The sequence below is a fragment of the Nocardia flavorosea NBRC 108225 genome (assembly GCF_001613385.1).
Taxonomy (GTDB): Bacteria; Actinomycetota; Actinomycetes; order Mycobacteriales; family Mycobacteriaceae; genus Nocardia; species Nocardia flavorosea.
Genome location: NZ_BDCG01000005.1, coordinates 72912 through 99139 on the forward strand (window position 1 = coordinate 72912; position 26228 = coordinate 99139).

The following is a 26228-nucleotide window of genomic DNA, read 5'->3' on the forward strand; positions in this document are numbered from 1 at the left end:
CCGGCGGGTTTCAGCAGACATGTGCGCCGGGCCCGCGGGCCGGGTGCCGAACGACGAACGGGTGAGCGCAGTGCCGACCGGCAAGGTGAAGTGGTACGACGTGGAAAAGGGCTTCGGCTTCCTTTCCCAGGACGAGGGTGAGGACGTCTACGTCCGCTCGTCTGCGCTGCCCCAGGGTGTGGAAACGCTGAAACCCGGACAGCGGGTGGAGTTCGGGATGGCGGCCGGGCGCCGCGGCCCACAGGCGCTGAGCCTGAAACTGGTCGAAGCGCCGCCGTCGGTCCGGCAGAACCAGGAACGCAACGCCCGCAGGGAGCCCGTGGCCCGCAAACACAGCCCGGATGAACTGCACGGCATGGTCGAGGACATGATCACGCTGCTGGAAGCGAAGGTGCAGCCGGATCTGCGCAAGGGACGCTACCCCGACCGTAAGACGGCGCAGCGGATCTCCGAGGTGGTGCGCGCGGTCGCGCGGGAACTCGATCGCTGATCCGAGAAGTAACCGGTGGCGGGCCGGTCCGGACTCCCGGACCGGCCCGTACGCGTATCAGGCGGTTTTGATCGACCAGATCGCGTGCGGAATCGAGAATTCCCGGCCGGTTTCATCGATCGCGATGATCATCACCTGCAACTCCACACCGATCAGCTCCAGCCCCGGTTCGGGGTCCGAGTCGACGGTCAGCGCCCGGGTTCCGTCCGGGTGGTCGCGGTAGCTGCTGGGCTTCTCGACCACCTCGCCGTTCTCGTTCGCATACAGCGGTAGCAATTCCCACGGTGTGCCCACGATTTCCGACGGCAGCGAGATCTGCAGCGGGTTACCCGCCGGAACCTCCAGGAATACGGTGTCGCCCTGTTCGCAGTTCTCCATCCGCACCGTGCAGAAGTAGAACGGCGGCACGGTGACGGCTTCACCGTGCGCGTACGCGGTGAGCTCCGGTTTGTGCGGCTCGGCATCGCGCGCCAGCAGCCAGACCACACCGGCGGTCCCGGCCACCAACACCAGGATTCCGGCCAGGGCCAGCGCGAGAGTCGTGCGGAATCTGTTCGTACTCACCGGGCGGTTTCTCCTCGTGGGTGGTCGTGGTGCGGTATTTCCTGTTCGGCGTGCAGCGGGCGGCGGCCGCCGAAACCGGGCAGCAGGCTGTGCCCGCGCGAACTCAGCACAGTCTGGACGAGGCCCGCGGCGAGGACGGCACTGACCACCGCGAAACCCTTCCAATAATCGGTGGGCAGCAGGACGCCGCCCGCGCCACCGACGACCCAGCTCAGCTGCAGCACGGTTTCCGAGCGGCCGAACCCGGACGCGATCGATTCCGGCGGCAGATCGTCCTGGATCGAGGCGTCGAGCGAAACCTTGGCCAGCGCACTGGCACCCGCCGCGATCAGTGCGGCCAGCGCCGCCCCGAGCAAGTTGTCCAGGATCAGCGCGACCGACGCGACGGCCGTGCAGGCCAGCGTGCAATTCACCACGATCAGTGAAGGCCGGCCCAGCCGCAATCGGGCGCCGGTGGCGTTACCGGCGAAATTGCCGACCGCAGCCGCCGCCCCGACCAAGCCGAGCATTGCCGCCTGCTGCACCGGCCGGTGTTCGGTGGCCTTGGCGACGAAGGCGATATAGAAGGTCAGGAACCCGGTGAGCACCCGGATACTGCCGTTGCCCCACAACCCGGTGACCACCGCGCGACCCAGCGGCTGCCGGCGTTTACGGGGCGGCACCGCGGATTCGCGGCCGGATTCCAGCACTTCGGTCTGGGGGTCGTCGCCGTGATAGCTCAGGGTGGCGGGGACCTCGCCCTCGGTGATCTCCACCCAGCGCGGAATCTTCCAGCTCAGATAGGCACCGCCCACCGCGATACCGGTGGCCAGGATCAAGGCGCCGGTCGAACCGGTGAGCGCGGCGACGGCCCCGGCTATCCCGCCGGCTCCCAACGTGCCGCCGACCAAACCGAATACGGTCAGCCGGGAATTGGTGCGGACCAGGTCTATATCCGGTGGTAGCACCCGTGGCGTCACCGCGCTCTTCAACACGGCGAACGATTTGCTGAGCACCATCATGCACAGGGCCAAGGGGTAGAGCACCCAGCTGTCGAAACTGAAGATCAACACCACCGCTACGACGGCGCGAGCCGCGAACGACGCCGCCAGGGCCAAGCGGCGCCCGGTCTGCAATCGGTCCAGCGCGGGCCCGATGAGGGGCGCGATGAGTGCGAACGGCGCGATGGTGATCAGCAGATACAGCGCGACCTTCGATTTGCTCTCCGCGGTCGCGCTGGCGAAGAACAAGGTATTGGCCAACGCGACCGCGATCGCCGCGTCGAGCGCGAAATTCGCCATGGTGGCGTAGGTGAGCGCGGTGAGCCCCGATTTGTCGGCCCCGTCGGCTTCCGCGGCACGCCGGAAGGTGGCGATACCTTTACCGGTGAGTTCGCGGCCGCGCATCGCCGCCACCCGGGTGACGGTGAGTTTGCGGGGGAGCCGCCGGCCGTCGGAGTCGTCCTCGGCATCGAAGTCTCCGATGCGGTACGACTTCGTGGGTTCGCCGGTTCCAGGGCGGCCGGACCGGGGTTCGTCCGGGAACTGCCGCCCGCGCCCGTACCGCGAGTCGGCCGCAGGATCGGCCGCGTCCCGAGACAAGCGATCACCGTCGGGAGTGTTTCCGGCGGACCGCCCCTTCTCGGCCCGGTACTTGCCCCGGTCCATCGGGGGCGGGGGGACAGCGTCGGCACCGGGCTGCACTGTCGCATCGAAGCGGCTTGTCGACTCGTCGGCACCGAAGCGGCGGCCGGGCTCGCCGCCGGGCCGGTGTGGTCCGCCCGGGCGCTCGTCTCCCGGGCGGTATCCAGAATCAGACGGACCAGCGGGGCCGGCGTCTCCCGTCCGGCGGCCACCCCGGCCGGCATCGAGTGGGCTGTGCCCACTCCAGGGTTCAGCGTCACGCGGTGTCCAGCGGTCACGCCCGGTGGCATCGAGTGGGCCGGGTGTGCGCCCGGTTCCGGAGCCGGCCGGTGTGCGCGAAGTGGAGCCGGCGACGAAGTGCTCGTTCTGGCCGGCTCGCGGCTCGGATCCGGTTCCATGCCGATGGCCGGCGCGGTCCGCGGAATTCGCGGCCCACGCACCCTGGGCGTCGTTGAGCCGGCCCGACCGCCACTCCGGAGCGTCTGAATCTGCGCCGGGCCGGCCCGCGCGTGCGCCGGAACCGGCGCCGGATGCCGCGGCAGGTGGGGACCGGCGCGGTTCGGCGGAATCCCGGCGGCCGTCCCGTTGTGGTGCGGCGCTCTCCCGCCTGGATACGGGCCGGCTGCCTTCACCGGCCCCGGCGGCCCCTTGCCCGCCGGAGCGCTGCGTGGAACTCCGCGACCCCAGCGCACCGAAGACCCGGGCGAAACGGCTCACTCGCCCCGGCGCCGGAGGTTCGCCGGACGCCGGCGTGGCCGCGCGCGGCACCGATCCGCCGTGATCACGCGCGGGGCCGGGGTCGTCGAGCGGAAGCGGCCGGGTCGGCGGCGGGGCGGGCCGGGGGTTGCCGGGGTCGGGTTCGCGATTGCGGTGTGGCACGTTCGGCGGGGGGTAGCGGTCGAAACCTGGATGCCGCTGGGGTGGCGGAGACTCGCCGGCGGGCCACTGACCGCGATCGGAACCGGAGGGCTCGCGGGAAGTGGGCACTCCTCAATTCTGGCCCACCGCGACCGCGGCGAAACCCCGCCCTGTTCAGGGCGGGCCGAAAGTGCGCTGTATCGCTTCCGCGCCGGGCGGTATCAGGCCGGTACGAACCGGACCTCGAAGGCCGTCGGCCAGTACTTTCCGGTGATCAGGAAACGATCGGTGCCCGGTATCTGCGCGATACCGTTGAGAACGTCGGTGCCCGCGCGCCGATCCGCCGGCAGCAGTCCGGAGGCATCGATCACCGACAGGACACGCCCGGCGTCCGGATCGATCCGCAGGATCTGCTCGGTCGGCCAGGCGTTGGCATAGACCGAACCGTCCTCGGCGCATTCCAGTTCGTTCAGGCGGGTATCGGTATGGCTGGTCAACGCGACCGAACCCGTGACCGCGAAGGTGACCGGATCGCGGAAGGTGAGGGTCGCGGATCCGTCGCTCATCACCAGCCGTCCGTCCTGGTGGCACAGCCCCCAGCCCTCACCCTGGTACGAGACCCGCCGTTTTTCGGCCAGCGTGCGCGGGTCGCGGGCGAAGGCAACGCCCTCCTGCCAGGTGAGCTGCCACAGAGTGTCACCGGCGAGGGTTATGCCCTCCCCGAAGAAGGGCGGTGGCAGTTCGACGCGGGCCAGTTCCGCACCGCTGCTCCGATCGACACTGCGCACATCGGACTGTCCGACCATACCGGTGCCCTCGTACAGGACCTCACCATCGATTTCGAGGCCCTGGGTGAACGCGCCGGGGTCGTGTGGATGAGTGGTGAGTACTTCGACAGCGCGGCGCTCAGCGGCATCATCGGCGTTTGCGCAGGCGCCCGGTACGAGCAGGCAGACCAGCGCGGTGACGACCCAGGTACGCCGAGTGTGCTTCATACGGCAAAATGTAGACCGTGAGCGCAGTATCTGTATCGGACACCGACGTACGGTCGATTCTGGCGGGGGCCGTCGACCTGGCTCGTCGTGCGCTCCTGGAGCTGGAACCCTCCGGGGTCGGCGCGCATGTCGGCGTCCGCGCCGAGGACGAATGTGCCGCCACGCACTGCTTCGAGGCAACTCTCCCCGGCTACCACGGCTGGCAATGGGCCGTGGTGGTCGCCTCCGCCCCGGATACCGACCGGGTCACGGTGAGCGAATCAGCGCTGCTGCCCGGCCCCGACGCGTTGATCGCGCCGGAGTTCGTGCCGTGGGAGCAGCGGGTCCGCCCGGGCGATCTGGCCCCCGGGGATCTGCTCGCACCACCGGCGGACGACCCGCGCCTGGTGCCCGGCTACACCGCGACCGGCGATCCGGAGATCGACGAGATGGCCTACCAGGTCGGGCTGGGGCGCAAACAGGTCCTCAGCCTGGAGGGCCGCGTGGACGCCGCGCAGCGGTGGTACGAGGAGTACGGCCCGGACAGCGATATGGCGAAATCAGCGCCCGCCTCCTGTGAGAGCTGCGGTTTCTATGTACCGCTGGCCGGTGCGCTGCGCGCCGCCTTCGGTGTCTGCGCCAATGCCATGGGTGCCGACGGCCATGTCGTGCATATGGGTTACGGCTGTGGAGCCCATTCGGAAACGCCGCTGCCGGCCGGAGCCGGGTCGCCGCTGTACGAGGCCTACGACGATGCCGCGGTCGAGGTCTACCCGGCCGAATCGACGAAACCCGCGGAGGCCGGGGCGGCACCTGCCGCCGCGTCCGTGCAATCCGCGGCCTCGGACGCGACCGTGGAAGACGAGCCGGTTTCCACCACCGAACACCGGGATCCCGAGTCGGTAGGTGGACCGGGGGACGTGACCGGCGCCGTACCCGAGCAGTCGAGCAGTTCGGCGCACGATGCCGGTACGGCTCCGGCGTCCACCGCCGTTGCACCGGAACCGGAGAACGAGGACACGGATCCGTCGACTGCCCCGGACGCGGGAGCCGCTGAGTAGATATCGGAAAGCGCTGTGGGTGCGGCCCGCGGAATACCGGGATACGAGACGTGAGCTCCGGCGCGGGGCCGGCTCCGAGCCCTTATTCGGCAGGGTGATTTCCTGGCGCTGACGATGGCGCAACCGATGCCGCAGGGCCGGCCGGGGTGGACGTGCGGCGTGTACCGGTGAATAGTGCTGGGGGACAGGGGTAATGGCGGGCAAGTCGGCCGGGTGCGGGGCGTGCCGGCGCCGGGCCGGAACGGCTGAGGCGTGGGTTCGGCCGGTGGTTCGCGGCGACGTACGCTGTGGCGGTGAGTGAGACCGGTGCGGTGGGCGATATGAGCGGATCGGCTTCTGCCACGGGGCACGACTCCGCCGACCCCTTCGGCACCGCGCGGCTGCGCGCCGGCGTACTGGCGGCCTGGCGGGATTCGCCGACCCGGTTGCGGGAGGACGCGGCGACCGAAGCCGACCTGGTGCGTGCCGGTTACCGCGACCGGCTGCTCACCGAACTGGCGCAGAACGCCGCAGATGCCGCGGCCGCGGCGGGGGTGCCGGGGCGGATCGTGGTGCGGTGCACTGATCGGACGCTGTCCCTCTCGAATACCGGCGCCCCGCTCGACCTGGCGGGTGTGCACGCCCTGACCGCGCTGCGTTCCTCCGGGAAAACCGGGGGTACCGGGGAAGTCGGGCGGTTCGGGGTCGGTTTCACCGCGGTGCTCACGGTGAGCGAGGAGATCGAGTTCCGGTCGACGAGCGGATCGCTGCGGTTCTCCCGGGAGGAGACCCGGGCCGAGCTCACAGCCGCGGGTATCGCCGTTCCGGAGACGGAGGGCGGTTTCACGCCACCGGTGCTGCGGCTGGCCTGGCCGCACGCCGCGACACCGGGTGCCGGTGCGGACAGCGAAATCGTGCTGCGGCTGCGACCGGATGTCGATCCGGTGGCGCTGCTGGAAGCCATGCGCGCCGAGGCAGTGGATCTGCTGTTGGAGCTGCCCGCGCTGAGCGAGATCCGGATCGAGGACTTCGCGGTTCGAGCCGTGGCCCGGGCTATGGGCGAGACAGGTCTGCGGGAAATCCGGATCGACGTGGCCGGAACGGAAGAGGTCTGGTGGGAGTATCGGACGGCGCGGGCGCGCTGGCTGGTACCGGTCCGCGACGGCCGGCCCGTCGCCGCGCGACCCGATGTGCTGCGCGCCCCCACCCGTTCGGACGAGGAACTGACGTTACCGGCGCTGCTGATCGCCGATATCCCCATGCAACCCGACCGCCGCCGGGTGCTGCCCGGTGCCCGGTTGCGTGAACTGGCCGCCGGGTACGCCGATTTCGCCCGTGCGTTGCCGCCGGCCTCGCGTCCGCTGCTGATCCCGGCCCCGGGATTCGCCCGCAGCGAGGTGGACGGGCTGCTGCGGGAGTCGATTCTCGAGGAGTTGCGCGACAATCCCTGGCTTCCGGTTTTCGCGGCCGATCCCGGCGTTCCGGACCGACCCGATGAACGGGTCGCGGCACCCAGCCGCACCAGCGTTTTCCCCGATCTCACCGCCGAACTGGCCGAACTGCTCGGTGATGTGCTCGATCCACTGCTGATTCCCGACCTGTCCGGCCCGCGGTATGCCGATGTCTTGGCGACGGTGGGAGTGCACCGGATCGGATCGGCGCGGGTCGCGGAACTGTCCGCGGGACTGGATCGGCCGCCGTCGTGGTGGTCGGCCCTGTACACCGCGCTCGAACCCTTCGTCACCGACCAGTTGGCGGTCGAGGAACTCGGTGCCCTCGCGGTACCGCTGGCCGACGGCCGAACGGTCACCGGCCCGCGCACAGTGCTGTTGGACGATGAACTGGCCGCGCTCGCGGAGCCGGTACCCGTGCATTGGGCACGCCTGGTGCATCCCGCGGCAGCGCACCCGCTGCTGGCCCGGCTCGGTGCCCGGCGGGCGACCCCCGCGGATCTGCTGTCGGATCCCGCGCTACAGGCGGAGCTGACCGATCATCCCGGCGACCCGGATACGGTCGAATCCGTTTTGCGGCTGGCGGCCGTGGTGGCCGATAGGGCGGCCTTACCGCCCTGGCTGGGGATGCTCGAACTACCGGACAGCGCGGGCGGTACCCGCCCGGCCGACGAGCTACTGCTGCCCGACGCCCCGCTGATCGAATTGCTGGTACCGGATTCGCCGTTCGGGGTCGTAACCACCGAGGCCGCCGAGGAATACGGCGCCGAGGCCTTACGGGCGATCGGTGTCGGCTGGGATTTCGGGATCGTCACCGAAACCGACCCCACCGGTCCCGACCATCATCTCGACGACGAGGAGACCTGGTGGGCCGGGCTTTCCGAGGATCCGCCCGAGCTGATCGCGATCCGGGATCTGGACCTGGTGGACGATGCCGCCTGGCCGGAGGCACTGTGGCGGTTGCTGTCCGGCGAGCGGACCCGGCCGCTGCTCGGTGACACCGACGGCTACACCGCGTGGTGGTTGCGCAGGTACGCGCGGATCGACGGGGTCGCGCTCGGCGGCTACCGGCATCCGGCCGATACCGAACTAGCGGGACTGCTACCGGAACTGCCGATCACCGGGCTGTCCGGCCCGGATCTCGACGCGCTCGGCGGTTGCCTGGCCGCCCTCGCCGCCCTGGACCTCACGCTTGCCGCAACGCTGCTCGAAGCGTTGGCGGACCCGGCGAAGACACCGGCTCCGGAAGTGGTCGCCCGGGTGCACTCCCGGCTCGGCGCGGCGGTACACCGGCTCGATATCACCGCCCTGGACCCGCCCGACCGGGTACGTGCGCTCTCGGGCGCGGTGATCGACGCCGGGGACGCGCTCGTGCTCGACAAGCCGTGGTTCGGTCTGGCGGTCCCCCCGGACCGGCTGGTGGTTGCCGACCCCGAGACGGCGGCGGACCTGTCGGTACTGCTCGATCTGCCTCCGGTCTCGGAAGAGGTACATGCCGAAGTGCTCGACGAGGGCCACGAAACCGGCTGGGATCGCGAACCGCTCGGCGTGGTGCTGCGCCGGATGTTCACGCTCGGGCCGCAGCCGGGCACGCTCCGGATGCACGACGACCTACGGGTCCGGCTTTCGGGTGCGGTGACGCGGACGGTGCGGGTGCCGTGGTGGCAGGACGGCGATACGGTGCATGTGCTGCGCCCGGGTCCGGCGCACTGAGAATGGGGCCCGGTGCTGCTATTCGGCGTGTTCGGCCAGTGCGGCGGCCAGGAGATCGAGCTGGGTGCGCACGCTTTCGCTGTCGTCGTCGACCAGCCAGCGCAACACGATTCCGTCGATCACACTCAGTGTGAACCGCGACAGCTGACGCACCGGAACCTTCCAGGTGCTGCCGGTGGCATCGCGGGCATGGTCGAGAATATCGGCGACCGTGGAATCGTTGAAGTCGTATTGTTCCCGGGCGATCGCCAGTTTGGCGGGCGTCTGCTCGCCCTCCCGTAGGGCGTAGGTGGTGGTCTCGTAGGTGAGCAGCTGACGTTCGGGGGTGGCCTCGATATTGAGCCACATGAGTTCCAGCCCGGCGCGCAGCAGATCGCGCAGCGCGGTGGTGCCGCTACCGGCCTGCCGCCAGACGGATTCGTTGGCGTCCACCGAATCGCGCAGTTCCATCGACAGCGCCTTGACCAACTCGGTCATCAGCGCGTCTTTGTTCTCGAAGCAGTAATGCACCACACCTAGCGATACGCCCGCCGCCTGGGCGACATCACGGGTGGTGACGCCCGCGACCCCCTTTTTCTCGGCAAGGCCGATCGCGGCCTCGATAAGGTGGGCCCGTCGTTCTTCGACGCTCAATCGGGAGGACACACGAGCGAGTTTGGCGGTCCGGGTGCGAACAGTCAATTCTCGGTCGCGCTCTGCGAGACCCGTCCGGGCCCCGGCACACCGACAGCCCGTCGGCCCTGCTGCCTCGGATTATGCGGGGTCGGTGATCACAATCCCGTCTGCGCGCCCTTGTCGCCGCGGCGGGCGCCCCGGCGCTGTATGACGAAGATCGTATAGCCGAGCAGACCGACGGCCAGACCCATCAAGCATACCGGCCGCGCTGTCGCCCAGCGGTCGCCGCCGAGCCAGACGACGACAGTGGCGATCGCGAACAATGCGGAGCCCAGCGCGAGCACCGGGCGGGGGTCGGTCAGCCACGACGGGAACTGCGGGAGCCGGGCGTTCATCCGATCAGCGTAACCGCAGTACGCGCGCCGATTCGCAGCGTGTCACGTAAGGTTCACTTTGTGAATACGGACTCGGATGTGCGGGCGCTGGCCAGCGACCTCTCGCTGGCGGTGGTGCGTTTGACGCGGCATCTACGGGGACGGCGTGCGGAATCGCAGATATCGCTGACCCAGCTCTCGGTTCTGGCCACTCTCGCAGGCGAGGGTGCCATGACGCCCGGTTCACTGGCCGCGAAGGAGCGCGTCCAGCCCCCGTCGATGACGCGGGTGATCGCCTCGCTCACCGATCTGGGCCTGGTGGACCGCGACCCGCATCCGACCGACGGCCGGCAGATCATCGTTTCGCTGTCCCATGCCGGGCATGCTCTCCTCGCCGATGAGCGCAGCGCCCGCGAAGCCTGGATGAGTGACCAGCTCGCGGACCTGAACCCCGATCAGCTCGCGGTACTCGAACAGGCCGTATCGATCCTCAATCAGATCGTCGCCGACTCCGAATAGTCAGCGGGCGGCGCCGTAGCCCGCCCCGAACGGCTGGTCGCTGTCGACTATTTCGCGGCCGAGCGGGAACAAGGCCAACGGGATGAGTTTGAGGTTCGCCCAGGCGAACGGAATTCCGACGATGGTGATGGCGAGTGCAATGCTGGTGCCGAGATGACCCAGTGCCAGCCACCAGCCGGCGACCACGAACCAGATGATGTTGCCGAGCAGCGCGCCCGCGCCCGCTCCCGGCTTCTCGACGGTGGTGCGGCCGAACGGCCACAGCATGTAGAGGGCGTTGCGCATCGCCGCGATCCCGAACGGGATCGTGATGATGAGGACGAAACAGATCAGGGCCGCGACGAAATATCCCAGCGCCATCCAGAAACCGCACAGGATCAGCCAGAGAATATTGAGCAGCAACTGGATCGGCTTCATACGTCAAGCATGCCCGAGTGGCGCGATATCCGCACCCACAGCGCGGACCGTGTGGCGCGGCTTGGCAGGATAGGCGCGTGGCCGTGGTTCTCGATGTGGACAGTGCTACCGATCCGCGCGTCGACGATTTCCGGGATCTGAAGGCAGCGGACCGCAGACCCGACCGTCCAGGCGGGCGGGGACTGGTCATCGCGGAGGGGACCGTGGTGGTCCGGCGCATGCTGGAATCGCCGTTCCGGCCGCATGCCTTGCTCGGCGTGGACAAGCGGTGCCGGGAACTCGCCACCGATCTCGCGGATTTCGATATCCCGTTCTATCGTGCCCCGGCCGAGGTGATGGCGCAGGTAGTGGGATTCCACCTGAACCGAGGTGTACTCGCGGTGGCCCACCGGCCGCCGGCCCGCGATTTCACCGATCTCCTCACCGGCGCCACGACGGTCGCCGTACTCGAGGGAGTGAACGATCACGAGAATCTCGGCGCGATGTTCCGCAATGCGGCGGGGCTGGGCGTGGACGCGGTACTGTTCGGGCCCGGCTGCGCCGATCCGCTGTACCGCCGGTCGGTGCGAGTATCCATGGGACATGCACTGCGGGTGCCCTTCGCGCCGATACCGGACTGGCCCGACGGTGTGGGCGTGCTGCGCCGCCGGGGCTTCCAGGTGATCGCGTTGAGCCCCGATCCCACGGCCGTGCCCCTTGCCGCCGCATTCACCGGCCCGCGGGTGGCGCTGCTGCTCGGCGCCGAAGGTCCCGGTCTCACCGAGGAGGCGATGGCAGCGGCGGATATCCGGGCCCGGATCCCGATGTCGGCGGGTACCGATTCGCTGAACGTGGCCACCGCGGCGGCGATGGCCTTCTACGAGCGGGTACGCGCCTCGTGACCCCCGTCGGCCGTCCCGGCTACGGCGGCTACTCCGGCCCGCCGGGCGAACCGACCCCGTGGGCGGCGGGGATCACGGTCGCCGCGCTGGTCGCGGCGATCACGGCGGTCGGAGTGTTCGCCTTCGGTGCGGCCTTGACCCAGGTGCACCCGCTGTTCTCGCTGGCGGTGAACGTGGTCGCGGCGGTCGGGATCGCGCCCACCGCCTGGCGCTGGCGGCGTCGTCCGGTGACCCGCTGGGTCCTGGCCGGTGCCGGTGCCGGTGTACTGCTCGGCTGGATCGGGTTGCTCGCCGGTCTCTGAGCGGAACGCGGAGGTTACTTTCCCGGCGGAACGCGGCGGTTACTTCTCGGCGGGTACCGCGGCATCGTGGCCGCGCAGCCAGGACAGCAGACCCTTGCGTTCATGGTCGGCACGGTTGCGCGGCGGCCGGGGATCGTGGTGCGTGCCCTCGTCTTTGGGGTGGAGCCGGAAACCGCAGACCCGGATATCGCCGGGGGTCACCGTGGGCCGGTTCGCCTCGGAATCCTGCGGGCTCGGCTGCTCCGGTGCTGCCGCGGTCGTCGGGAAGTAGCGGAATCCGAGCCATTCGTAGTTCGCCGTATCCGCGAAACCGGGCGGATCGAACGGCAGCACCAATGGATCCGGGAGTTCGCCCAGCCGCCAGCGGATCGGATGTTCACCGGCCCAGTGCGGCCGCTCCCAGATATGCGGCAGACCCTGGTCTTGCAGGATGTTGAGACGAGTGGAACTGAATGCCCGGCGCAATTCGCCGCGTTCCCAGTGCGCGAACGAGCCCCAGCCGTATTCGAGATCGAACGACACCAGATACGTATGCTCCTCGGCCAGCGGCCGTACGAGCAGATCCGGGATCTCGGTCGGATGTATCCGGGAGGCATAAGGACTGCACAGCAGGTTCAGCCCCGGGTAGCAGCCGATGAACAGTTCGTCGGGTCGCGGTCCGGTGGCGTCCCGGAGGGTCGCCGATGAGGTCGGTTCGACCTCGAGATCGGGATGCAACTGCCGGGCCAGTGCGTAGGCCGCAGCCGGGTCGGGATCCGGGTCGGCACCCAGGACCACGACCGGGTCGGGCGTATCGACGTACCAGACCGAGGAAATCTTGGACAGCATCCACCCACCTCCGAAAGCGCACGAACCGGGTCGTGAACTGCTCGGCGTGCACCTCGGTCGTTATCGGGACAGCCCGGCATCGACCGTGTCGCCGTACAGCGGAACTTACTCGCCCGACCGGGTGGATCGGGCTGTTGTCGCGGGAAACACGCCGGTGCGCGGCCGTTCAGTGACCCGAGCTGCGGACCCCGAGCAGTACGTCCTCCCACGACGGCATGGGCGCCTTACCGCGTTTGCTGCGCGAGGTGGATTTCGTGGCCTTGGCCGGAGCCTTCTTGGCAGCGGGTTTGGCGGCCGGCTCGGACTCGGGGGCTTGTTTCGCCTCGGCGGGTTCGGGGTCGGCGATATCGGTGCTCCGGTTTTCCCCGGCTTCCGCGGCAGGGGCCTCGGAAGCACCTGTCGTAGCGTCTCCGGTGGTCGGCTCCGCGGCGGGTTCGGCCGGCGACTCCGCGGCGTCGACCGGCGGGATGGCTTCGACCGGGGGGTCTGCGACAGCCGGGGGGCCGGGGGCTGTCGCGGCTGGGTCACCGGCCGCCGGGGCCGAATCGCTGGTGGTCGCGGCGGAATCTCCGGTTGCCGGGGCGGATCCGCTGGTTGCCGGAGCAGCCTCGGGTTCGACGGGCGCCGGCCCGGCCGGTTCGGGCGCCGGCGTTTCCGGTTCCGTTACGGAATACGGAGATGCGGGCTCGGAGTCGGCGGCACCGGGAGGGTCGACGGGCGCGGCGGCCACCGGTGCCTGGGCCGCGGGCGGACGGTGCACCTCCGCTGCCGGCGGCCGATACGGTTCGGCGGGAGCCGGCGGGGGAGCGGCGCTCGCCGCGCCGGTACCCGCGGGCAGGGCGGCCGTGCCGGTGGGCCGGCCGGTCCCGGGCGACAACGGGGCCGGAGCGGGCAGCGTCGCGCTACCGCCCGCGGCCACGGCGCGCTGCTCGTAGAAGTTGTCCACCGCGGCCGGACGCGCCGGCTCCCGGCGGGGTTCGGCGACAACCGGTTCCGGGGCGGCCGGTGCTTCGGCTTCGACCGGCAGAATAGAGGCCAGTCCGCGCAGCGCCCGGCCGAAATCCGGATCGATCAGATCGGTGGCGGGATCGTCGAGCGGGGATACCGTGCCGCCGTGCGCGTCCGGCTGGTAACGCCAATGCGCGGCGATCTCCGAACGGCCGTTCTGCCATTGCAATTGCGCAACCCAGAAGCCCTTCTCGTCTTTCCAGGCATCCCATTCGGCATTGTCGAGGGTATGACCGCGGGCGGTGAACGCCGCGGTGACCACATCGATCAGGATTTCCACCGCGGGACCGTCGGGCCGGATCGGGTGGGCCTTCTGGGCGAGTTCGGCGGCCCGTGCGCGTTCCAGCAGCACTGGATAGGCGAAACGTTCCACCCGGCTCAACGGCATCCCGGATTCCTGGGTCACCTGGTCCACGGAGGCGCCGGCGCGGATTCGAGCCTGGATATCGCGAGGACGCATAGTTGCTTCCATTTCGATCTCTATCTGGCCGAATCGGGCAAGGTCGCCGCGGGCCGCGGCACGGAGTTTGTCGTCGGCGGGAAGCCGGAATTTCTGGCCACTTTCCGTGTCGACGCACACGATATGGGCGGAGTCGGGCGTCACCCCGATCACTCGAAGTTCACGCACCGTTACCTCCTTATCGCGTCGCTCGCGATACCGCCCACGTTCTGGAACAGTAGTGCACTTCTGGGATTCGTGTGGCAAGACACGCGGCACCGAAATGTACCCTGTGGCCGTCATCTACGGCTAATCTGCTCTATTCCCTTGTGTATCAAGTCGATTCCGGATGAACCGGATGCCGAGGCAGCGGGCCCGCCGCGCAACACGCGCGACGGGCCCGAATTCGCAGGTGATCCGGCTCAGCCGAGTTTCTCGACCACCCAGTCGACGCAGCGGGTGAGCTGAGCCACGTCCTCCGGATCGATGGCCGGGAACATGCCGATGCGCAGCTGATTGCGACCCAGTTTCCGGTACGGCTCGGTATCGACGATTCCATTGGCACGCAGCGTCTTGGCGACCGCGGCGGCGTCCACCGAATCGGCGAAGTCGATGGTGCCGACCACCTGGGAGCGGTGTGCCGGATCGCCGACGAAGGGGGTGGCGTATTCGCTGGCCTCGGCCCAGGCGTACAGCCGGGAGGAAGAATCCAGCGTCCGCTTCACTGCCCAGTCCAGGCCGCCGTTGCGGTTCAGCCAGTCGATCTGATCGGCGAACATGAGCAGGGTGGCCAGCGCCGGGGTGTTGTAGGTCTGGTCTTTGAGGCTGTTCTCGATCGCGATCGGCAGCGACAGGAAATCGGGGGTCCAGCGCCCGGAATCCTTGATCTCCTGTACCCGTGCCAGTGCGGCGGGGCTCATCAGCGCGATCCACAGACCGCCGTCGGCGGCGAAGCATTTCTGCGGCGCGAAATAGTAGATATCGGCATCGGTGATATTCACCGGCAGTCCGCCCGCGCCGGAGGTGGCGTCGATGGCGACGAGTGCGTTGTCCGACCCCGCGGGCCGCAGTACCGGAACCGAGACACCGGTGGAGGTTTCGTTATGTGCCCAGGCGATCAGATCGGCGGCCGGGTCGGCGACCGGTTCCGGCGCGCTACCCGGATCGGCCGATACGACGATCGGATCGCCGACGAACGGATTCTTCTTGGTGACACTGGCGAACTTCGAGCTGAATTCGCCGTAGGTCAGATGCAGCGAGCGCTCGCGGACCAGACCGAACGCGGCGGCATCCCAGAACGCCGTGGTGCCACCGTTGCCGAGGACGACCTCGTAACCCTCGGGGAGGGAGAACAGGTCACGTAGCCCGGAGCGCACGCGGGCGACCACATCCTTGACCGGTTTCTGCCGGTGGCTGGTGCCGAACACCGAGGCACCCACCTCCACCAGGGACTGCAGCTGCTCCGGGCGGACCTTGGACGGGCCGCAACCGAAACGACCGTCGGTGGGCTTGAGCTCATCGGGGATGGTCGGGAACGCACTGGTCATGGCCAACAGCGTAACCGCGCCGTTGCTGTGCCGCGTACCACACTCCGGCTAACGTGAGTGGGTATGAGCATGCGGTCGTCGAGGGGCGCTGCCGGAGATCGATCCGATGACGGCCGTGGCGGTGGTCACGGCGATGAACCGGGTCCACCGGCGCCGGGCGGGTGGCTGCGCCGGCTGCTGCCGCGGCGTTTCCGCCGCCGTGGTGAGGCGCCCAGCGGCGCCGATCGCCGGGAGTTGCTGACCTACGGCACGGCCGGATCGGCCACGGTACTGGCGGCGGGTACCCGCAAGCGTGAACCCGGCTATACCTTCCGGGTCCGCGTCCGACTGCCCGGGCGGCCACCCTACGAGGCGCAGGTCCGGCAGCGCGTCTCCGGCACGGAACTGGACCGGATGCGCCCCGGCGATCTGGTGTGCTGCCGGGTGGACCCGGACGACCGCGACCGCATGGTGCTGTATCCACCCGGGGAGGCCGATCCGGGCCGGGCCGCGCTGGCGAAAATTCTGGCGGACGGCCGCCGGGCCACCGCGACCGTATTGGCGGTGAACCCCGTCGAAGTCGACTACTGCGGCTGCGACGATCCGGTGATGCGCCTGGACCTGGAATTACGTGCCTGGGACGAACCCGACCCCTGGCATGTGCGGGTGGTCCAGCCGGTGCCCCTGGCCGCGATAGAACTGCTGGACCTGGGCGCGAAACTCCGGGTCGCGTTCTTCACAGTCGACAGCGGCGATTCGGTCGCGATCGATTGGGAAGCGGACCCGGACTGCGTCTGACGGAAGGAGCCGCGCCCGCTCGCGCGTGTGGTGGCGAGGCTGCTCACCTTCTCGCCTGCGCACCCGCTCGCCCGTCGGCGCACCTCCCCACCTCCGCATCTGCTCGCCTCCGCATCTGCTCGCGCCTGCGCGCCCGCTTGCCCGCTTGCCCGCTTGCCTGCTTGCCTGCTTGCCTGCTTGCCCGCGTGCCTGCTTGGCCGCGGGTGAGGGGAGGCGGTGCACTGACCGGCGTGGGCACCCAATTCGGAGATTTCTGCACCCGGAGTTCGCAGTCGGGGATCGCGGGCAAATGCCGCTGTTGCGCGCGGTCCTGCGGGAGCTGCTCGGCGCGGGTACCTCACTCGCCGGCCGCGGTGCCTGATCGTCTTGTTTATCGTCGCTGGGCGGCAGCGTGGTGGATAACGACGGGCGCGAGCGCCGGCCGAGCGCGAATTCGGTAAGCGAACGCCTGGGCCAGTCACCGGAATCCGTGGCGCTGACATTCCCGGCCATGGAGGTCGGCGCGACGTCTCGGCCTGCACCGAACTCGCGTGACAAGCGGCGCCGAGTCCTGCGACGCGCTCGGACGATTCGGCACGTCCCTGGGTTCTGCCCGCGGGTATCGCGGCCAGAACCCAGGTATCGAACGGGACAGCCCGCGCCGCCGGACGTGTCGCGACCTATACGGCTGCGACGCTGTCCCAGCCTGCGACCTCCTGTGGTGACCGCGGGGCGGGGCCTGTGTAGATGGCGGCCGGGCGGACCAGCTTGCCGAGTTTCTTCTGTTCCATGATGTGGGCGCACCAGCCCGCGGTCCGGCCGCAGGTGAACATCGCCGGCATCATGTGGGCGGGGACCTCGGCGAAGTCGAGGATGACCGCCGCCCAGAATTCGACATTGGTTTCGATGGCGCGATCGGGACGCCGTTCGCGGAGTTCGGCCAGTGCGGCCTGTTCGAGGGCGGCCGCCACTTCGTAGCGCGGGGCGGCCAGGCGCCGGGCGGTATCGCGCAGCACCCGGGCCCGCGGATCTTCGGCGCGGTAGACCCGGTGGCCGAAGCCCATGAGTTTTTCTTTGCGGTCGAGAATGCCTTTGACCATCGCACGCGCGTCGCCGCTGCGTTCGACCTCCTCGATCATCGGCAGCACACGAGCCGGTGCACCGCCGTGCAGCGGGCCGGACATCGCGCCGATGGCGCCGGACAGCGATGCCGCTACATCGGCACCGGTGGATGCGATGACGCGGGCGGTGAACGTGGAGGCGTTCATCCCGTGTTCGGCGGCCGATACCCAGTAGGCGTCGATGGCCTCGGTGTGCCGCGGGTCCGGGTCGCCCTTCCAGCGCGTCATGAACCGTTCGGTGACCGTGGTGCACTCGTCGATCCGGTGCTGCGGTACTGCAGGCTGGTAGATACCGCGCGCGGACTGCGCGACGTAGGACAGCGCCATGACCGAGGCGCGGGCGAGGTTCTCCCGCGCGGTCGCTTCATCGATATCCAGCAGCGGCTGATAACCCCAGATGGGGGCGAGCATGGCCAGACCGGCCTGCACATCGACCCGGACATCGCCGGTGTGCACCGGCAGCGGGAACGGTTCGGCCGGCGGGAGGCCGTGCCCGAATTCGCCGTCCACCAGCAATGCCCAGACATCGCCGAAAGTGACCCGGTTGGTGACCAGATCTTCGATGTCCACGCCGCGGTAGCGCAGGGCGCCGCCGTCTTTGTCGGGTTCGGCGATATCGGTGGTGAACGCGACCACCCCCTCGAGGCCGCTGACGAAATCGTCCGGGACCTGGCCGGCCCCCGAAATGCCGGAATTGGTGGTCATACGCGACTCTCCTTTCAACAGAACTCTAGCGCTTTGCTACTCAGGAGTAACGTCTGGCCCATGTCCGATGTGGAGGAGTCCGGCGCCGCCCTCGCCGCGATGCGTGCCGAATACGGTGCTGCCCATCCGCGTTCGCCGGAACAGGGGCCGCTGCTCGGTGTGCGCGATACCGAGCTCGACGAGAATTCGGTGGCCGGTGGCTGGGAGCCGCTGCTGCGGCAGTGGATCGATCAGGCCACCGCGGCCGGTATTGCCGAACCCAACGCCATGGTGCTCGGCACGCTCGATTCGGCGGGGCCTGTCGCCCGGCCGGTGACCCGCACCGTCCTGTGTAAAGGGCTTTCCCCCGACGGCGTCGTCTTCTATACGAATTACGATTCGGCCAAAGGTGCGCAACTGTCGGCGGTGCCGTACGCATCGGCGACGTTCCTGTGGCCGCAACTCGCCCGCCAAGTCCATCTCCGCGGCCGGGTGGAGCGAGTGCCGGCCGGAACCACCGAGGAGTATTGGCGCTCGCGCCCCCGGGAATCGCAGCTGGGTGCGTGGGCATCGGAGCAGTCGCAACCGATCGCTTCGCGGGAGGAGCTCGATCGTCGATTGGTTCGGGCCACCGCCCGCTTCGCTACCGCCGCCGAGATTCCCGTGCCTCCGCGTTGGGGCGGTTATCTCCTACGGCCCGACGAGGCGGAGTTCTGGCAGGGACGCCGGGGTCGGCTGCACAACCGGATACTCGTCCGGGTCGGCCCAACCGGGATGTCGGTGCAGCGTCTGCAGCCGTGAGGGGGATCGTCCGCCGTCACCGCCGGTGACATCCTGTGTGCAGGCCTTTCGGTGATATTCCGCACGGTTTTGTTTTTCGTGCCGTGGGTACGGTATTGCTACCCGGCATGGCGGCGGTTCGCCCGCCGCGGCGCAGATCGTTACGCCGGGGTCGCCCCGCATCGGCGCAGGTTCGCAATGCGGCCGGTCACAGCGATGCCGGCCGGTATCCGGCAGGCCGAAACGCACGTCCGCGCGGATCGTATTGTGAGATTGCCACGCGGGTACCCTCACCGCCGGTCCCGTCGGAGCAAGGACTAGCGTCTACCGATAACGCACCGCGTGCCGACCGCATGCGATGCCGACGGTCATAGCCTGAGAGGGAACCTTCCGTGCCGGAGAATCACATCAATGACGCCAAACCGGTTCTGACCTATCCGGGTGGCGAGTACCCCATGACGATCGCCGAGGCCGCCGAAGGAAACGACGGTATCGATCTCGGCAAGCTGCTGGCCAGCACGGGATATACGACCTATGACCCCGGGTTCGTCAATACCGCGTCGACCAAATCGGCGATCACCTATATCGACGGTGAACAGGGAATTCTGCGTTACCGCGGGTATCCGATCGAACAGTTGGCCGATAACTCGACCTTCATCGAGGTCAGTTACCTGCTCATCTACGGCGAACTTCCCACCCAGGATCAGCTGGAGGATTTCACCGACAAGATCCGCCGGCACACGCTGCTGCACGAGGACCTGAAGCGCTTCTTCGACGGCTTCCCCCGTAATGCACACCCCATGCCGGTGCTCTCCTCGGCAGTCAACGCGCTGTCCGCCTATTACCAGGATTCGCTGGACCCCCGCGACCCCGAACAGGTCGAGCTGTCGACCATCCGGCTGCTGGCCAAACTGCCGACCATCGCCGCGTACTCGTACAAGAAGTCGGTGGGCCAGCCGTTCCTCTACCCCGACAATTCGCTGTCGCTGGTGGAGAACTTCCTCCGGATGACCTTCGGCTTCCCGGCCGAGCCCTACCGGGTCGATCCGGAGATCGCCAACGCCCTGGATATGCTGCTGATCCTGCACGCCGACCACGAGCAGAACTGCTCCACCTCCACGGTCCGGCTGGTCGGTTCCTCCGACGCGAACCTGTTCACCTCGGTATCCGGCGGTATCAACGCGCTGTGGGGCCCGCTGCACGGCGGCGCCAACCAGGCGGTACTGGAAATGCTGGACGGTATCCTGGCGGCCGGCGGCGACGTCAAGGAATTCATCCGTAAGGTCAAGAACAAGGAAGACGGTGTGAAGCTGATGGGCTTCGGGCATCGGGTCTACCGCAACTATGATCCGCGCGCCGCGATCGCCAAGAAGCACGCCGACACCATCCTCAGCAAACTCGGCAGCGATCCGCTGTTCGATATCGCCCAGGCTCTGGAAGAGGCCGCGCTCACCGACGACTACTTCGTCGAGCGCAAGCTCTACCCGAACGTCGACTTCTACACCGGCGTGATCTACAAGGCCATGGGCTTCCCGACCCGTATGTTCACCGTGCTGTTCGCCATGGGCCGGCTGCCGGGCTGGATCGCGCACTGGCGGGAAATGCACAGCGAAGCCATCAAGATCGGCCGCCCGCGGCAGATCTACACCGGTTACGGTGCACGGGACTATTCCGAGATCACCAACCGCTGAACCGATTGAATCGAAGGGGATTCAAGGCATGAGCAAACCGGAAATCGAATTCCAGGCGGGTCCGCCGCCCACCGAGCTGGTCATCAAGGACATCACCGTCGGTGACGGTCCGGAAGCGGTGCCCGGTGGCACCGTAGAAGTGCACTACGTCGGCGTGGAATTCGATACCGGCGAGGAGTTCGATTCCTCGTGGAATCGCGGCGAATCGCTCAGCTTTCCGTTGCGCGGCCTGATCCAGGGCTGGCAGGACGGCATCCCCGGGATGAAGGTCGGCGGCCGCCGTCAGCTCACCATCCCGCCGGAGCTGGCCTACGGCCCCGCGGGCGGTGGTCATCCGCTCTCCGGTAAGACCCTGGTCTTCGTGATCGATCTGCTCGACGCGAAGTAGACACGGCCGAACCTGAGTTCTGCTCGGCGCGCACCTCCCCAGGAGGTGCGCGCCGATGCGTTGAGGGACTGTGTTTCCGGCGCACCCGCACGCGGGCGGCCACCTTGCCGCTCGCGACTCGCGGCAGTCTCCCATGCACTTCGGGCAGTGTGAGCCGGATGGGTGAGACCTCGGGTGCCTTGTCGATCTCGGCGCAACCACCGGTTCGGGCGCCGCGCGCTCACCGTGCGGCCGGATCGCTCGTAGACGTAGGCGGCCGGCCATTCGTCTATACGAGTTGTACCCGGTGGCCCCGGCTCGTTCTGCGGATTGCGGCGCGGAGACTACCCACCACCGGTTCGGAAGCGGACCCGTTCGATTTCTCTGTCGCTGGGCGCCCGATGGGGGTCTACTCGGGCACGCCGTCGCGCCGGTCGTCCGGAAGGACGAGTACCAGGCGGACTCCGCCGAGTGTGCCGTCGTCGAAGTAGGCCCGGCCGCCGTGTAACTGGGCCTGCTGGGCGACCAGTGCCAGACCGAGCCCCGATCCGCCCTTGTGCGCGCCGGTACCGCGGGCGAAGCGGGCGAAAACCGATTCCCGTTCGCCGGTGGGGATCCCGCGGCCGTTGTCGTCGACGGAAATGACGATGGTGCCGTCGTCGTGGCGGTGGGCCGATAGGACGGCCGTGGTGGCCTCGCCGTGTTTCACCGAGTTCTTCAGGGCGTTGTCCACCGCCAGCCGCAGGCCCGCGGGCAGGCCACGGGTGATCAGTTCGGCATCGGTATCGACGCGGACGGCGAGGCCGGGGTAGTGACGCATCGCGTCGTGGGCGGCCAGATCGCAGAGCTCGGCGATATCGGTGTCGATATGGTCGCGTTCGGAGGTCAGGTCGCCGGAGGCAAGTCGTTCCAGTGCGGCCAGGGTGGTTTCCACCCTTTCCTGGCTGCGCTGCAGGTCGGCGAGGATCTCGGTGCGCTGGTCCTCGCTGAGGTCCAGCGTGGCCAGCACCTCCAGGTCGGTGCGCATGGCAGTGAGTGGGGTGCGCAGTTCGTGCGCCGAGACCGCGGCGAAATCCCGCGCGGTCTCCAGGGCGGCCGCCGTTTCGCTCTGGGCCTGGTCGACCCGGCGCAGCATGGTGTTCACCGCGTCCGCCAACTGCTCGGCCTCCAGCACCCCGGAACTGTCCACCGGTTCCGGAGTGGCGTCGCGGTAGCCGGTCCGGGCGCCGACCTGGCGGGTGAGTACGACGATGGGCCGGACCGCCCGGCCGCCGAACAACCAGCCCAGTGCCGCCGACGCGGCGATAGCTGCCAGCCCCGCGAACAGCAGCCACCGTTGCTGGTCGGCCGTCGCCTGCGCGGCGTCCGTGGCGGGGATACCCAGCGACACCGTCCGGCCCATGGGCTGGTTCTCGGTGGTGGTCAGCACCCGGTACGGGGTGTCGTCCACCGTGACCGTGCGCGATCCGGGATCCAGCTCCGGTAACCGGGTGACGCTGGAGGCCACCACCTGACCGTCGTCACGGACGGTCAACGCCATATCACGATCCGGCCCCACCAGGTTCACGATCCCCACCGCGATCACCGGGTCGATCACCACCAGCCGGGACGCGATACGCAGCTGTTGATCGGTCTGTTGCAAGTTGTTGCGTTCGATCGCCGGTACGGCGATGGCACTGACCAGCGCGACGATGAGTATCGATCCCGCGGCGGCCGCCCCCGCGACCCGGGTGCGCAGGGAATACGATCTGCGGCGCCGGCTGGTGACGCCTTCGCTCACTTGGCGTCCCGCAGGACGAACCCGACGCCGCGGATCGTGTGCAGGAGCCGCGGGGTGCCGTCGACCTCCAGTTTGCGGCGCAGGTAGCCGACGAAAACGTCCACCACATTCGTATCGGCGGCGAAATCGTAGCCCCACACCAGTTCCAGCAGCCGCTCTCGGCTCAGGACCACCCCCGCGTTGCGGGCCAGTGTGGACAACAGTTCGAACTCGCGTTTGGTCAGGTCGATCTCCTGGCCGTCCAGGACCGCCCGGTATCCGGCCGTATCGACATGTAGCGGCCCGACGACGATGGTGTCGGAGGGCCCGGCCGGTGTGGTATCGGTACGGCGGCGCAGCAGCGCTTTGATCCGGGCCACAAGTTCGGCGAGGACGAACGGTTTGATCAGGTAGTCGTCGGCCCCCGATTCCAGCCCCGCGATCCGGTCGCCCACCGAACTGCGCGCGCTGAGCACACAGATCGGCACCTCGTTGCCCATCGCGCGTAAGGCCGTCACCACCCCCGCGCCGTCGAGCACCGGCATATTCATATCCAGCACGATCGCGTCGGGCCCGTTGTCGGCCACCGCCCGCAGCGCCGCCGCCCCGTCCCGGGCGATACTCACCTGGAACCCGGACAGGCGTAAACCGCGCTCCACCGACGCGAGGACATCCTCATCGTCGTCGACAACCAGAACCGCGGGTTTGTTGGTCCGCTCCACACCGCCCAGTGTATTGACGTATCCGGGGCGCCCCGCCCGCCGTGTCCAGGTGTTCACACCGGACGAGGGGCCCATCGAAGCGACCTGCAGGTCCGGCCCGCCGCGGACCCGACGTGCCCAGCGGCGGCGCCGGTAAACACAGCTCAGTAACTGTGGCAGGTGTCGGCCACGCCCTGCAGCGTCGCCTGCATCTGCTGGGCACGCGGGTCGTCCTGGGCCTGCTGGGCGGCCTGTGGGTTCTGCTCGATGTACTGCTGCAACTCGGCCCGGCGCTGTTCGACCGGCTGATCGAACTTCGCCTGCAGCTGAGCCTTCGCATCCGGGTTGGCGTCCAGCATGGCCGCGAGTTCCGGGGCCTGGTCGTGGAGTGCGGCATCGACCTGGGCGAATGAGCAGTCGCTGGTCAGTAGGGGTTCTGCCATCTCCATGGGGCCTGCCGAGGCGACGGCGGGGCTCAGGAAGGCGGTGGCCGCGGCGGCCGCTCCCAGAGTGAGGGTAGTGAGACCGAACTTGCCGAACCGCCGGTTCGTGGTGTGTGCCATGGGGACTACTGCCTCCTACGTGTCGAGTCGAGCCGTGGCTCGTGGACCCCTCAGACCGTATGGGGCAGTGTTGGCCCGACTCTGAGGTTTTCTTAAGAGGACTTTGTGCTTTGTGGCGGCTGGATGATCCGGGACAGTTCGTCGAGCACCGCGGGATCCTCGATGGTGGAAGGTATTTCGTAATTCTCGCCCGCCGTCATCTGGCGGATGGTTTTGCGCAGGATTTTTCCGGATCGGGTTTTCGGCAGGGCGGGAACGACGACGGCGTCGTACAGTCCGGCGACGGCGCCGATTTGGGTCCGCACCCGCTCACTCAGTTCGTCGCGCAGCGTTTCGATATCTATCCGGGCATCGGATTTCAGTACTACATAAGCGATCGGCCGCTGCCCCTTGAGTTCATCCGGAAGCCCGATCACCGCGCATTCGGCCACGGCTTCGTGGCCCGCGACGGCGGCTTCGATACTGCCCGCGGAAAGCCGGTGACCCGCCATATTGATCACATCATCGCTGCGGCCGAGGACGAAAAGGTAACCGTCCTCGTCGAAATAGCCCGAGTCACCGGTCAGGAAATGACCCGGATACGCCGCCAGGTAGGAGCGTTCGAACCGCTCCTCGTCGTGCCATAAGCCGGTCAGGGCGCCGGGCGGTAGCGGTAGGCCGATAACGATATTGCCCTCGGTGTTCGCCGCGACCGGATTACCCGAGGAGTCCAGCACCCGCAGCCGGTAGCCGGGCACCGGCACCGAGGCGGAACCCGGTTTGATCGGCAGCCGCTGTATGCCCAGTGGGTTGGCGCAGATAGGCCAGCCCGTTTCGGTCTGCCACCAGTGGTCCACCACCGGGCAGTCGTCGCGGCCGGCGAGCAATGTTTCGTCGGCCCAGGTGAAGGTGGCGGGATCGAGCCGTTCGCCCGCGCAGAACAACGCACGCAGGGATGAAAGATCGTGCTCGTGGGCGGTTTCGGCGGTGGGATCGGCGCGGCGGATGGCCCGTAGCGCGGTGGGCGCGGTGAACAGGGTGTGCACCCGGTGCCGCGCGACCACCTTCCAGAATGCGCCGGCATCCGGGGTGCCCACGGGTTTGCCCTCGAACAGCAGCGTGGTGGCCCCGGCCAGCAGCGGGGCATAGACGATATAGGAATGGCCGACCACCCAGCCCACATCGGAGGCGGCCCACATCACCTGACCCGGCCCGACAGCGTAGATATTGCGAATGGACCAGGTCAGAGCGACGGCATGCCCGCCGTTGTCGCGCACCACACCCTTCGGCTTACCGGTCGTACCCGAGGTGTACAGCACGTACAAGGGATCGGTCGCCGCTACCGATACCGGGTCCACGGGGGCGGCATCGCGCACCGTGGCATCCCAGTCGAGCCAGCGCGCCGTACCGCCGGAAAGCGCACCGAAATCGTGCTCGGGAAAGCCGGCTCGCCGTTTCACCAGGACGGTTCCGGGGGCCGCGGTCTCCGCGAGTTCCAGTGCCCGGGCCACGATAGGGGGGTAATCGATGGTGCGGTTGGGTTCGAGCCCGCCCGAAGCGGTCACGATCAACACCGGTTCCGCGTCATCGATGCGTGCTGCCAGTTCGGGCGCGGCGAACCCGCCGAAAACCACCGAGTGCACAGCCCCGATCCGGGCACAGGCCAGCATCGCAACCACGGCTTCGGGGATCATCGGCAGATAGATGACGACGCGGTCACCGGCCTGGACCCCGAGGTCACGCATGGCGCCGGCGAATCGGGTTACCCGGTCGAGGAGTTCGGAATAGGTGTAGACCCGGCTTTCGCCCGTCATCGCCGATTCGTAGATCAATGCGGATTGCTCCCCGCCGCCGCTGATCACATGCCGGTCGAGCGCGTTGTAGCAAGTATTGAGGCGGGCTCCGGGAAACCAGCGCGAAATCGGGCGGGCAGTGTCGAGTGCCTGTTCCGGTGGGGTATCCCAGTCGATATCCGCCGCAGCCCGGGACCAGAACTCGGCCGGATCGACCAAACTGGTCTGATAGACCGGTCGATACTCGTTCCTCGCGTTCACCCGTGCTCCCTAGCCTCGCAGCAATCCTCGCCTCGATAGATCAGCACGATTGTGGCAGACTTCACGCGACCCCCTGTCGGGTGTCGCGACCATGGCTTATGCCTGTAATCGGCTGGTCAGTGTGCGCCAAC

General features: G+C 68.3%; 24 protein-coding genes. 10 read left to right on the forward strand and 14 right to left on the reverse strand.

Translation table 11 applies throughout. The features are described from left to right. The first annotated feature begins 70 nt into the window (after positions 1-70). Positions 71-490: a cold-shock protein gene (locus NFL01S_RS06755; RefSeq protein ID WP_174555657.1), complete on the forward strand. Its 420-nt coding sequence runs from the start codon at positions 71-73 to the stop codon at positions 488-490. A 57-nt stretch (positions 491-547) separates the two neighbouring features. On the opposite strand, the gene NFL01S_RS06760 is transcribed toward NFL01S_RS06755, so the two are convergent. The 3 genes from NFL01S_RS06760 to NFL01S_RS06770 form a co-directional block, all read right to left on the reverse strand. Next, positions 548-1054 (reverse strand): DUF2771 domain-containing protein, encoded by a 507-nt coding sequence (locus NFL01S_RS06760; RefSeq protein ID WP_062972621.1) that lies wholly within the window; start codon positions 1052-1054, stop codon positions 548-550. Beyond that, positions 1051-2700, reverse strand: a complete 1650-nt coding sequence (locus NFL01S_RS06765; protein ID WP_157116325.1) for an MFS transporter — start codon at positions 2698-2700, stop codon at positions 1051-1053. Before NFL01S_RS06765 ends, NFL01S_RS06760 begins: the two co-directional genes overlap by 4 nt. Before the next feature lie 1055 nt (positions 2701-3755). Beyond that, on the reverse strand, positions 3756-4529 hold the full coding sequence (locus NFL01S_RS06770) for a glutaminyl-peptide cyclotransferase (RefSeq protein ID WP_062972623.1): 774 nt from the start codon (positions 4527-4529) through the stop codon (positions 3756-3758). Between the two features lie 17 nt (positions 4530-4546). On the opposite strand from NFL01S_RS06770, the gene NFL01S_RS06775 reads away from it, so the two are divergent. Both NFL01S_RS06775 and NFL01S_RS06780 read left to right on the forward strand, forming a co-directional pair. Beyond that, positions 4547-5569 carry a DUF3027 domain-containing protein gene (locus tag NFL01S_RS06775; protein WP_062972625.1) on the forward strand — a complete coding sequence of 341 codons (1023 nt, stop codon included), beginning with the start codon at positions 4547-4549 and terminating at the stop codon, positions 5567-5569. A gap of 320 nt (positions 5570-5889) precedes the next feature. Continuing rightward, positions 5890-8712, forward strand: coding sequence for a sacsin N-terminal ATP-binding-like domain-containing protein (locus NFL01S_RS06780; protein WP_062972789.1), 2823 nt, complete (start codon positions 5890-5892; stop codon positions 8710-8712). Between the two features lie 18 nt (positions 8713-8730). Here NFL01S_RS06780 and NFL01S_RS06785 read toward each other — a convergent pair whose 3' ends face one another. Both NFL01S_RS06785 and NFL01S_RS06790 read right to left on the reverse strand, forming a co-directional pair. After that, a complete protein-coding gene (locus NFL01S_RS06785; protein WP_063915882.1) occupies positions 8731-9357 on the reverse strand; it encodes a TetR/AcrR family transcriptional regulator in 627 nt (208 codons plus the stop codon). Between the two features lie 125 nt (positions 9358-9482). Continuing rightward, complete coding sequence (locus NFL01S_RS06790) at positions 9483-9722, reverse strand: DUF2530 domain-containing protein (protein ID WP_062972627.1); 240 nt, start codon at positions 9720-9722, stop codon at positions 9483-9485. 60 nt (positions 9723-9782) lie between these two features. Between NFL01S_RS06790 and NFL01S_RS06795 the strand changes: the two genes are divergently transcribed. Continuing rightward, positions 9783-10220: an Rv0880 family HTH-type transcriptional regulator gene (locus tag NFL01S_RS06795; RefSeq protein WP_062972629.1), complete on the forward strand. Its 438-nt coding sequence runs from the start codon at positions 9783-9785 to the stop codon at positions 10218-10220. Here NFL01S_RS06795 and NFL01S_RS06800 read toward each other — a convergent pair whose 3' ends face one another. Beyond that, a complete protein-coding gene (locus NFL01S_RS06800) occupies positions 10221-10637 on the reverse strand; it encodes a YccF domain-containing protein (RefSeq protein ID WP_062972631.1) in 417 nt (138 codons plus the stop codon). A gap of 77 nt (positions 10638-10714) precedes the next feature. On the opposite strand from NFL01S_RS06800, the gene NFL01S_RS06805 reads away from it, so the two are divergent. Together NFL01S_RS06805 and NFL01S_RS06810 are read left to right on the forward strand one after the other, a co-directional pair. Further along, positions 10715-11518, forward strand: coding sequence for a TrmH family RNA methyltransferase (locus NFL01S_RS06805; RefSeq protein ID WP_062972633.1), 804 nt, complete (start codon positions 10715-10717; stop codon positions 11516-11518). Further along, positions 11515-11820, forward strand: a complete 306-nt coding sequence (locus NFL01S_RS06810) for a DUF2537 domain-containing protein (protein ID WP_062972635.1) — start codon at positions 11515-11517, stop codon at positions 11818-11820. Before NFL01S_RS06805 ends, NFL01S_RS06810 begins: the two co-directional genes overlap by 4 nt. 39 nt (positions 11821-11859) lie before the next feature. Here NFL01S_RS06810 and NFL01S_RS06815 read toward each other — a convergent pair whose 3' ends face one another. The 3 genes from NFL01S_RS06815 to serC form a co-directional block, all read right to left on the reverse strand. Then, complete coding sequence (locus NFL01S_RS06815) at positions 11860-12648, reverse strand: DUF6928 family protein (RefSeq protein WP_062972637.1); 789 nt, start codon at positions 12646-12648, stop codon at positions 11860-11862. A gap of 166 nt (positions 12649-12814) precedes the next feature. Next, positions 12815-14284: a septation protein SepH gene (sepH, locus tag NFL01S_RS36765; RefSeq protein ID WP_084492471.1), complete on the reverse strand. Its 1470-nt coding sequence runs from the start codon at positions 14282-14284 to the stop codon at positions 12815-12817. Between the two features lie 233 nt (positions 14285-14517). Beyond that, positions 14518-15642 (reverse strand): phosphoserine transaminase, encoded by a 1125-nt coding sequence (gene serC, locus NFL01S_RS06825; RefSeq protein ID WP_062972641.1) that lies wholly within the window; start codon positions 15640-15642, stop codon positions 14518-14520. Between the two features lie 63 nt (positions 15643-15705). Here serC and NFL01S_RS06830 point away from each other — a divergent pair, with 63 nt between their 5' ends. After that, positions 15706-16419, forward strand: coding sequence for a hypothetical protein (locus tag NFL01S_RS06830; protein ID WP_245670548.1), 714 nt, complete (start codon positions 15706-15708; stop codon positions 16417-16419). Between the two features lie 659 nt (positions 16420-17078). Here the strand turns inward: NFL01S_RS06830 and NFL01S_RS06835 are convergent. Further along, positions 17079-18224, reverse strand: coding sequence for a citrate synthase 2 (locus tag NFL01S_RS06835; protein WP_174555653.1), 1146 nt, complete (start codon positions 18222-18224; stop codon positions 17079-17081). Positions 18225-18284: 60 nt separating this feature from the next. On the opposite strand from NFL01S_RS06835, the gene pdxH reads away from it, so the two are divergent. The 3 genes from pdxH (at position 18285) to NFL01S_RS06850 (ending at position 21062) form a co-directional block, all read left to right on the forward strand. Next, on the forward strand, positions 18285-19004 hold the full coding sequence (pdxH, locus tag NFL01S_RS06840; protein ID WP_062972644.1) for a pyridoxamine 5'-phosphate oxidase: 720 nt from the start codon (positions 18285-18287) through the stop codon (positions 19002-19004). A 371-nt stretch (positions 19005-19375) separates the two neighbouring features. Then, the gene (locus NFL01S_RS06845; protein WP_084492472.1) at positions 19376-20674 is read left to right on the forward strand and encodes a citrate synthase; all 1299 of its coding nucleotides are present in this window, start codon (positions 19376-19378) and stop codon (positions 20672-20674) included. Between the two features lie 28 nt (positions 20675-20702). Then, positions 20703-21062, forward strand: coding sequence for an FKBP-type peptidyl-prolyl cis-trans isomerase (locus NFL01S_RS06850; RefSeq protein WP_033244141.1), 360 nt, complete (start codon positions 20703-20705; stop codon positions 21060-21062). Positions 21063-21450: 388 nt separating this feature from the next. On the opposite strand, the gene NFL01S_RS06855 is transcribed toward NFL01S_RS06850, so the two are convergent. The 4 genes from NFL01S_RS06855 to NFL01S_RS06870 all read right to left on the reverse strand — a co-directional run bounded on the left by NFL01S_RS06855 (position 21451) and on the right by NFL01S_RS06870 (position 26097). Further along, complete coding sequence (locus tag NFL01S_RS06855; protein ID WP_084492473.1) at positions 21451-22821, reverse strand: sensor histidine kinase; 1371 nt, start codon at positions 22819-22821, stop codon at positions 21451-21453. Beyond that, positions 22818-23522, reverse strand: coding sequence for a response regulator transcription factor (locus tag NFL01S_RS06860; protein WP_245670549.1), 705 nt, complete (start codon positions 23520-23522; stop codon positions 22818-22820). The genes NFL01S_RS06855 and NFL01S_RS06860 overlap by 4 nt, the downstream gene beginning before the upstream one ends. A 143-nt stretch (positions 23523-23665) precedes the next feature. After that, complete coding sequence (locus NFL01S_RS06865) at positions 23666-24064, reverse strand: hemophore-related protein (RefSeq protein WP_062972646.1); 399 nt, start codon at positions 24062-24064, stop codon at positions 23666-23668. A 92-nt stretch (positions 24065-24156) separates the two neighbouring features. Further along, a complete protein-coding gene (locus NFL01S_RS06870; protein ID WP_062972648.1) occupies positions 24157-26097 on the reverse strand; it encodes an AMP-binding protein in 1941 nt (646 codons plus the stop codon). Between the last annotated feature and the right edge of the window lie 131 nt (positions 26098-26228).

Coding starts and splice junctions, on each gene's coding strand:
- NFL01S_RS06765 (WP_157116325.1), bottom strand. CDS start 2,700: ATGGACCGGGGCAAGTACCGGGCCGAGAAGGGGCGGTCCGCCGGAAAC.
- NFL01S_RS06770 (WP_062972623.1), bottom strand. CDS start 4,529: ATGAAGCACACTCGGCGTACCTGGGTCGTCACCGCGCTGGTCTGCCTG.
- NFL01S_RS06780 (WP_062972789.1), top strand. CDS start 5,890: ATGAGCGGATCGGCTTCTGCCACGGGGCACGACTCCGCCGACCCCTTC.
- NFL01S_RS06790 (WP_062972627.1), bottom strand. CDS start 9,722: ATGAACGCCCGGCTCCCGCAGTTCCCGTCGTGGCTGACCGACCCCCGC.
- NFL01S_RS06800 (WP_062972631.1), bottom strand. CDS start 10,637: ATGAAGCCGATCCAGTTGCTGCTCAATATTCTCTGGCTGATCCTGTGC.
- NFL01S_RS06815 (WP_062972637.1), bottom strand. CDS start 12,648: ATGCTGTCCAAGATTTCCTCGGTCTGGTACGTCGATACGCCCGACCCG.
- serC (WP_062972641.1), bottom strand. CDS start 15,642: ATGACCAGTGCGTTCCCGACCATCCCCGATGAGCTCAAGCCCACCGAC.
- NFL01S_RS06830 (WP_245670548.1), top strand. CDS start 15,706: ATGAGCATGCGGTCGTCGAGGGGCGCTGCCGGAGATCGATCCGATGAC.
- NFL01S_RS06835 (WP_174555653.1), bottom strand. CDS start 18,224: ATGACCACCAATTCCGGCATTTCGGGGGCCGGCCAGGTCCCGGACGAT.
- pdxH (WP_062972644.1), top strand. CDS start 18,285: ATGTCCGATGTGGAGGAGTCCGGCGCCGCCCTCGCCGCGATGCGTGCC.
- NFL01S_RS06850 (WP_033244141.1), top strand. CDS start 20,703: ATGAGCAAACCGGAAATCGAATTCCAGGCGGGTCCGCCGCCCACCGAG.
- NFL01S_RS06865 (WP_062972646.1), bottom strand. CDS start 24,064: ATGGCACACACCACGAACCGGCGGTTCGGCAAGTTCGGTCTCACTACC.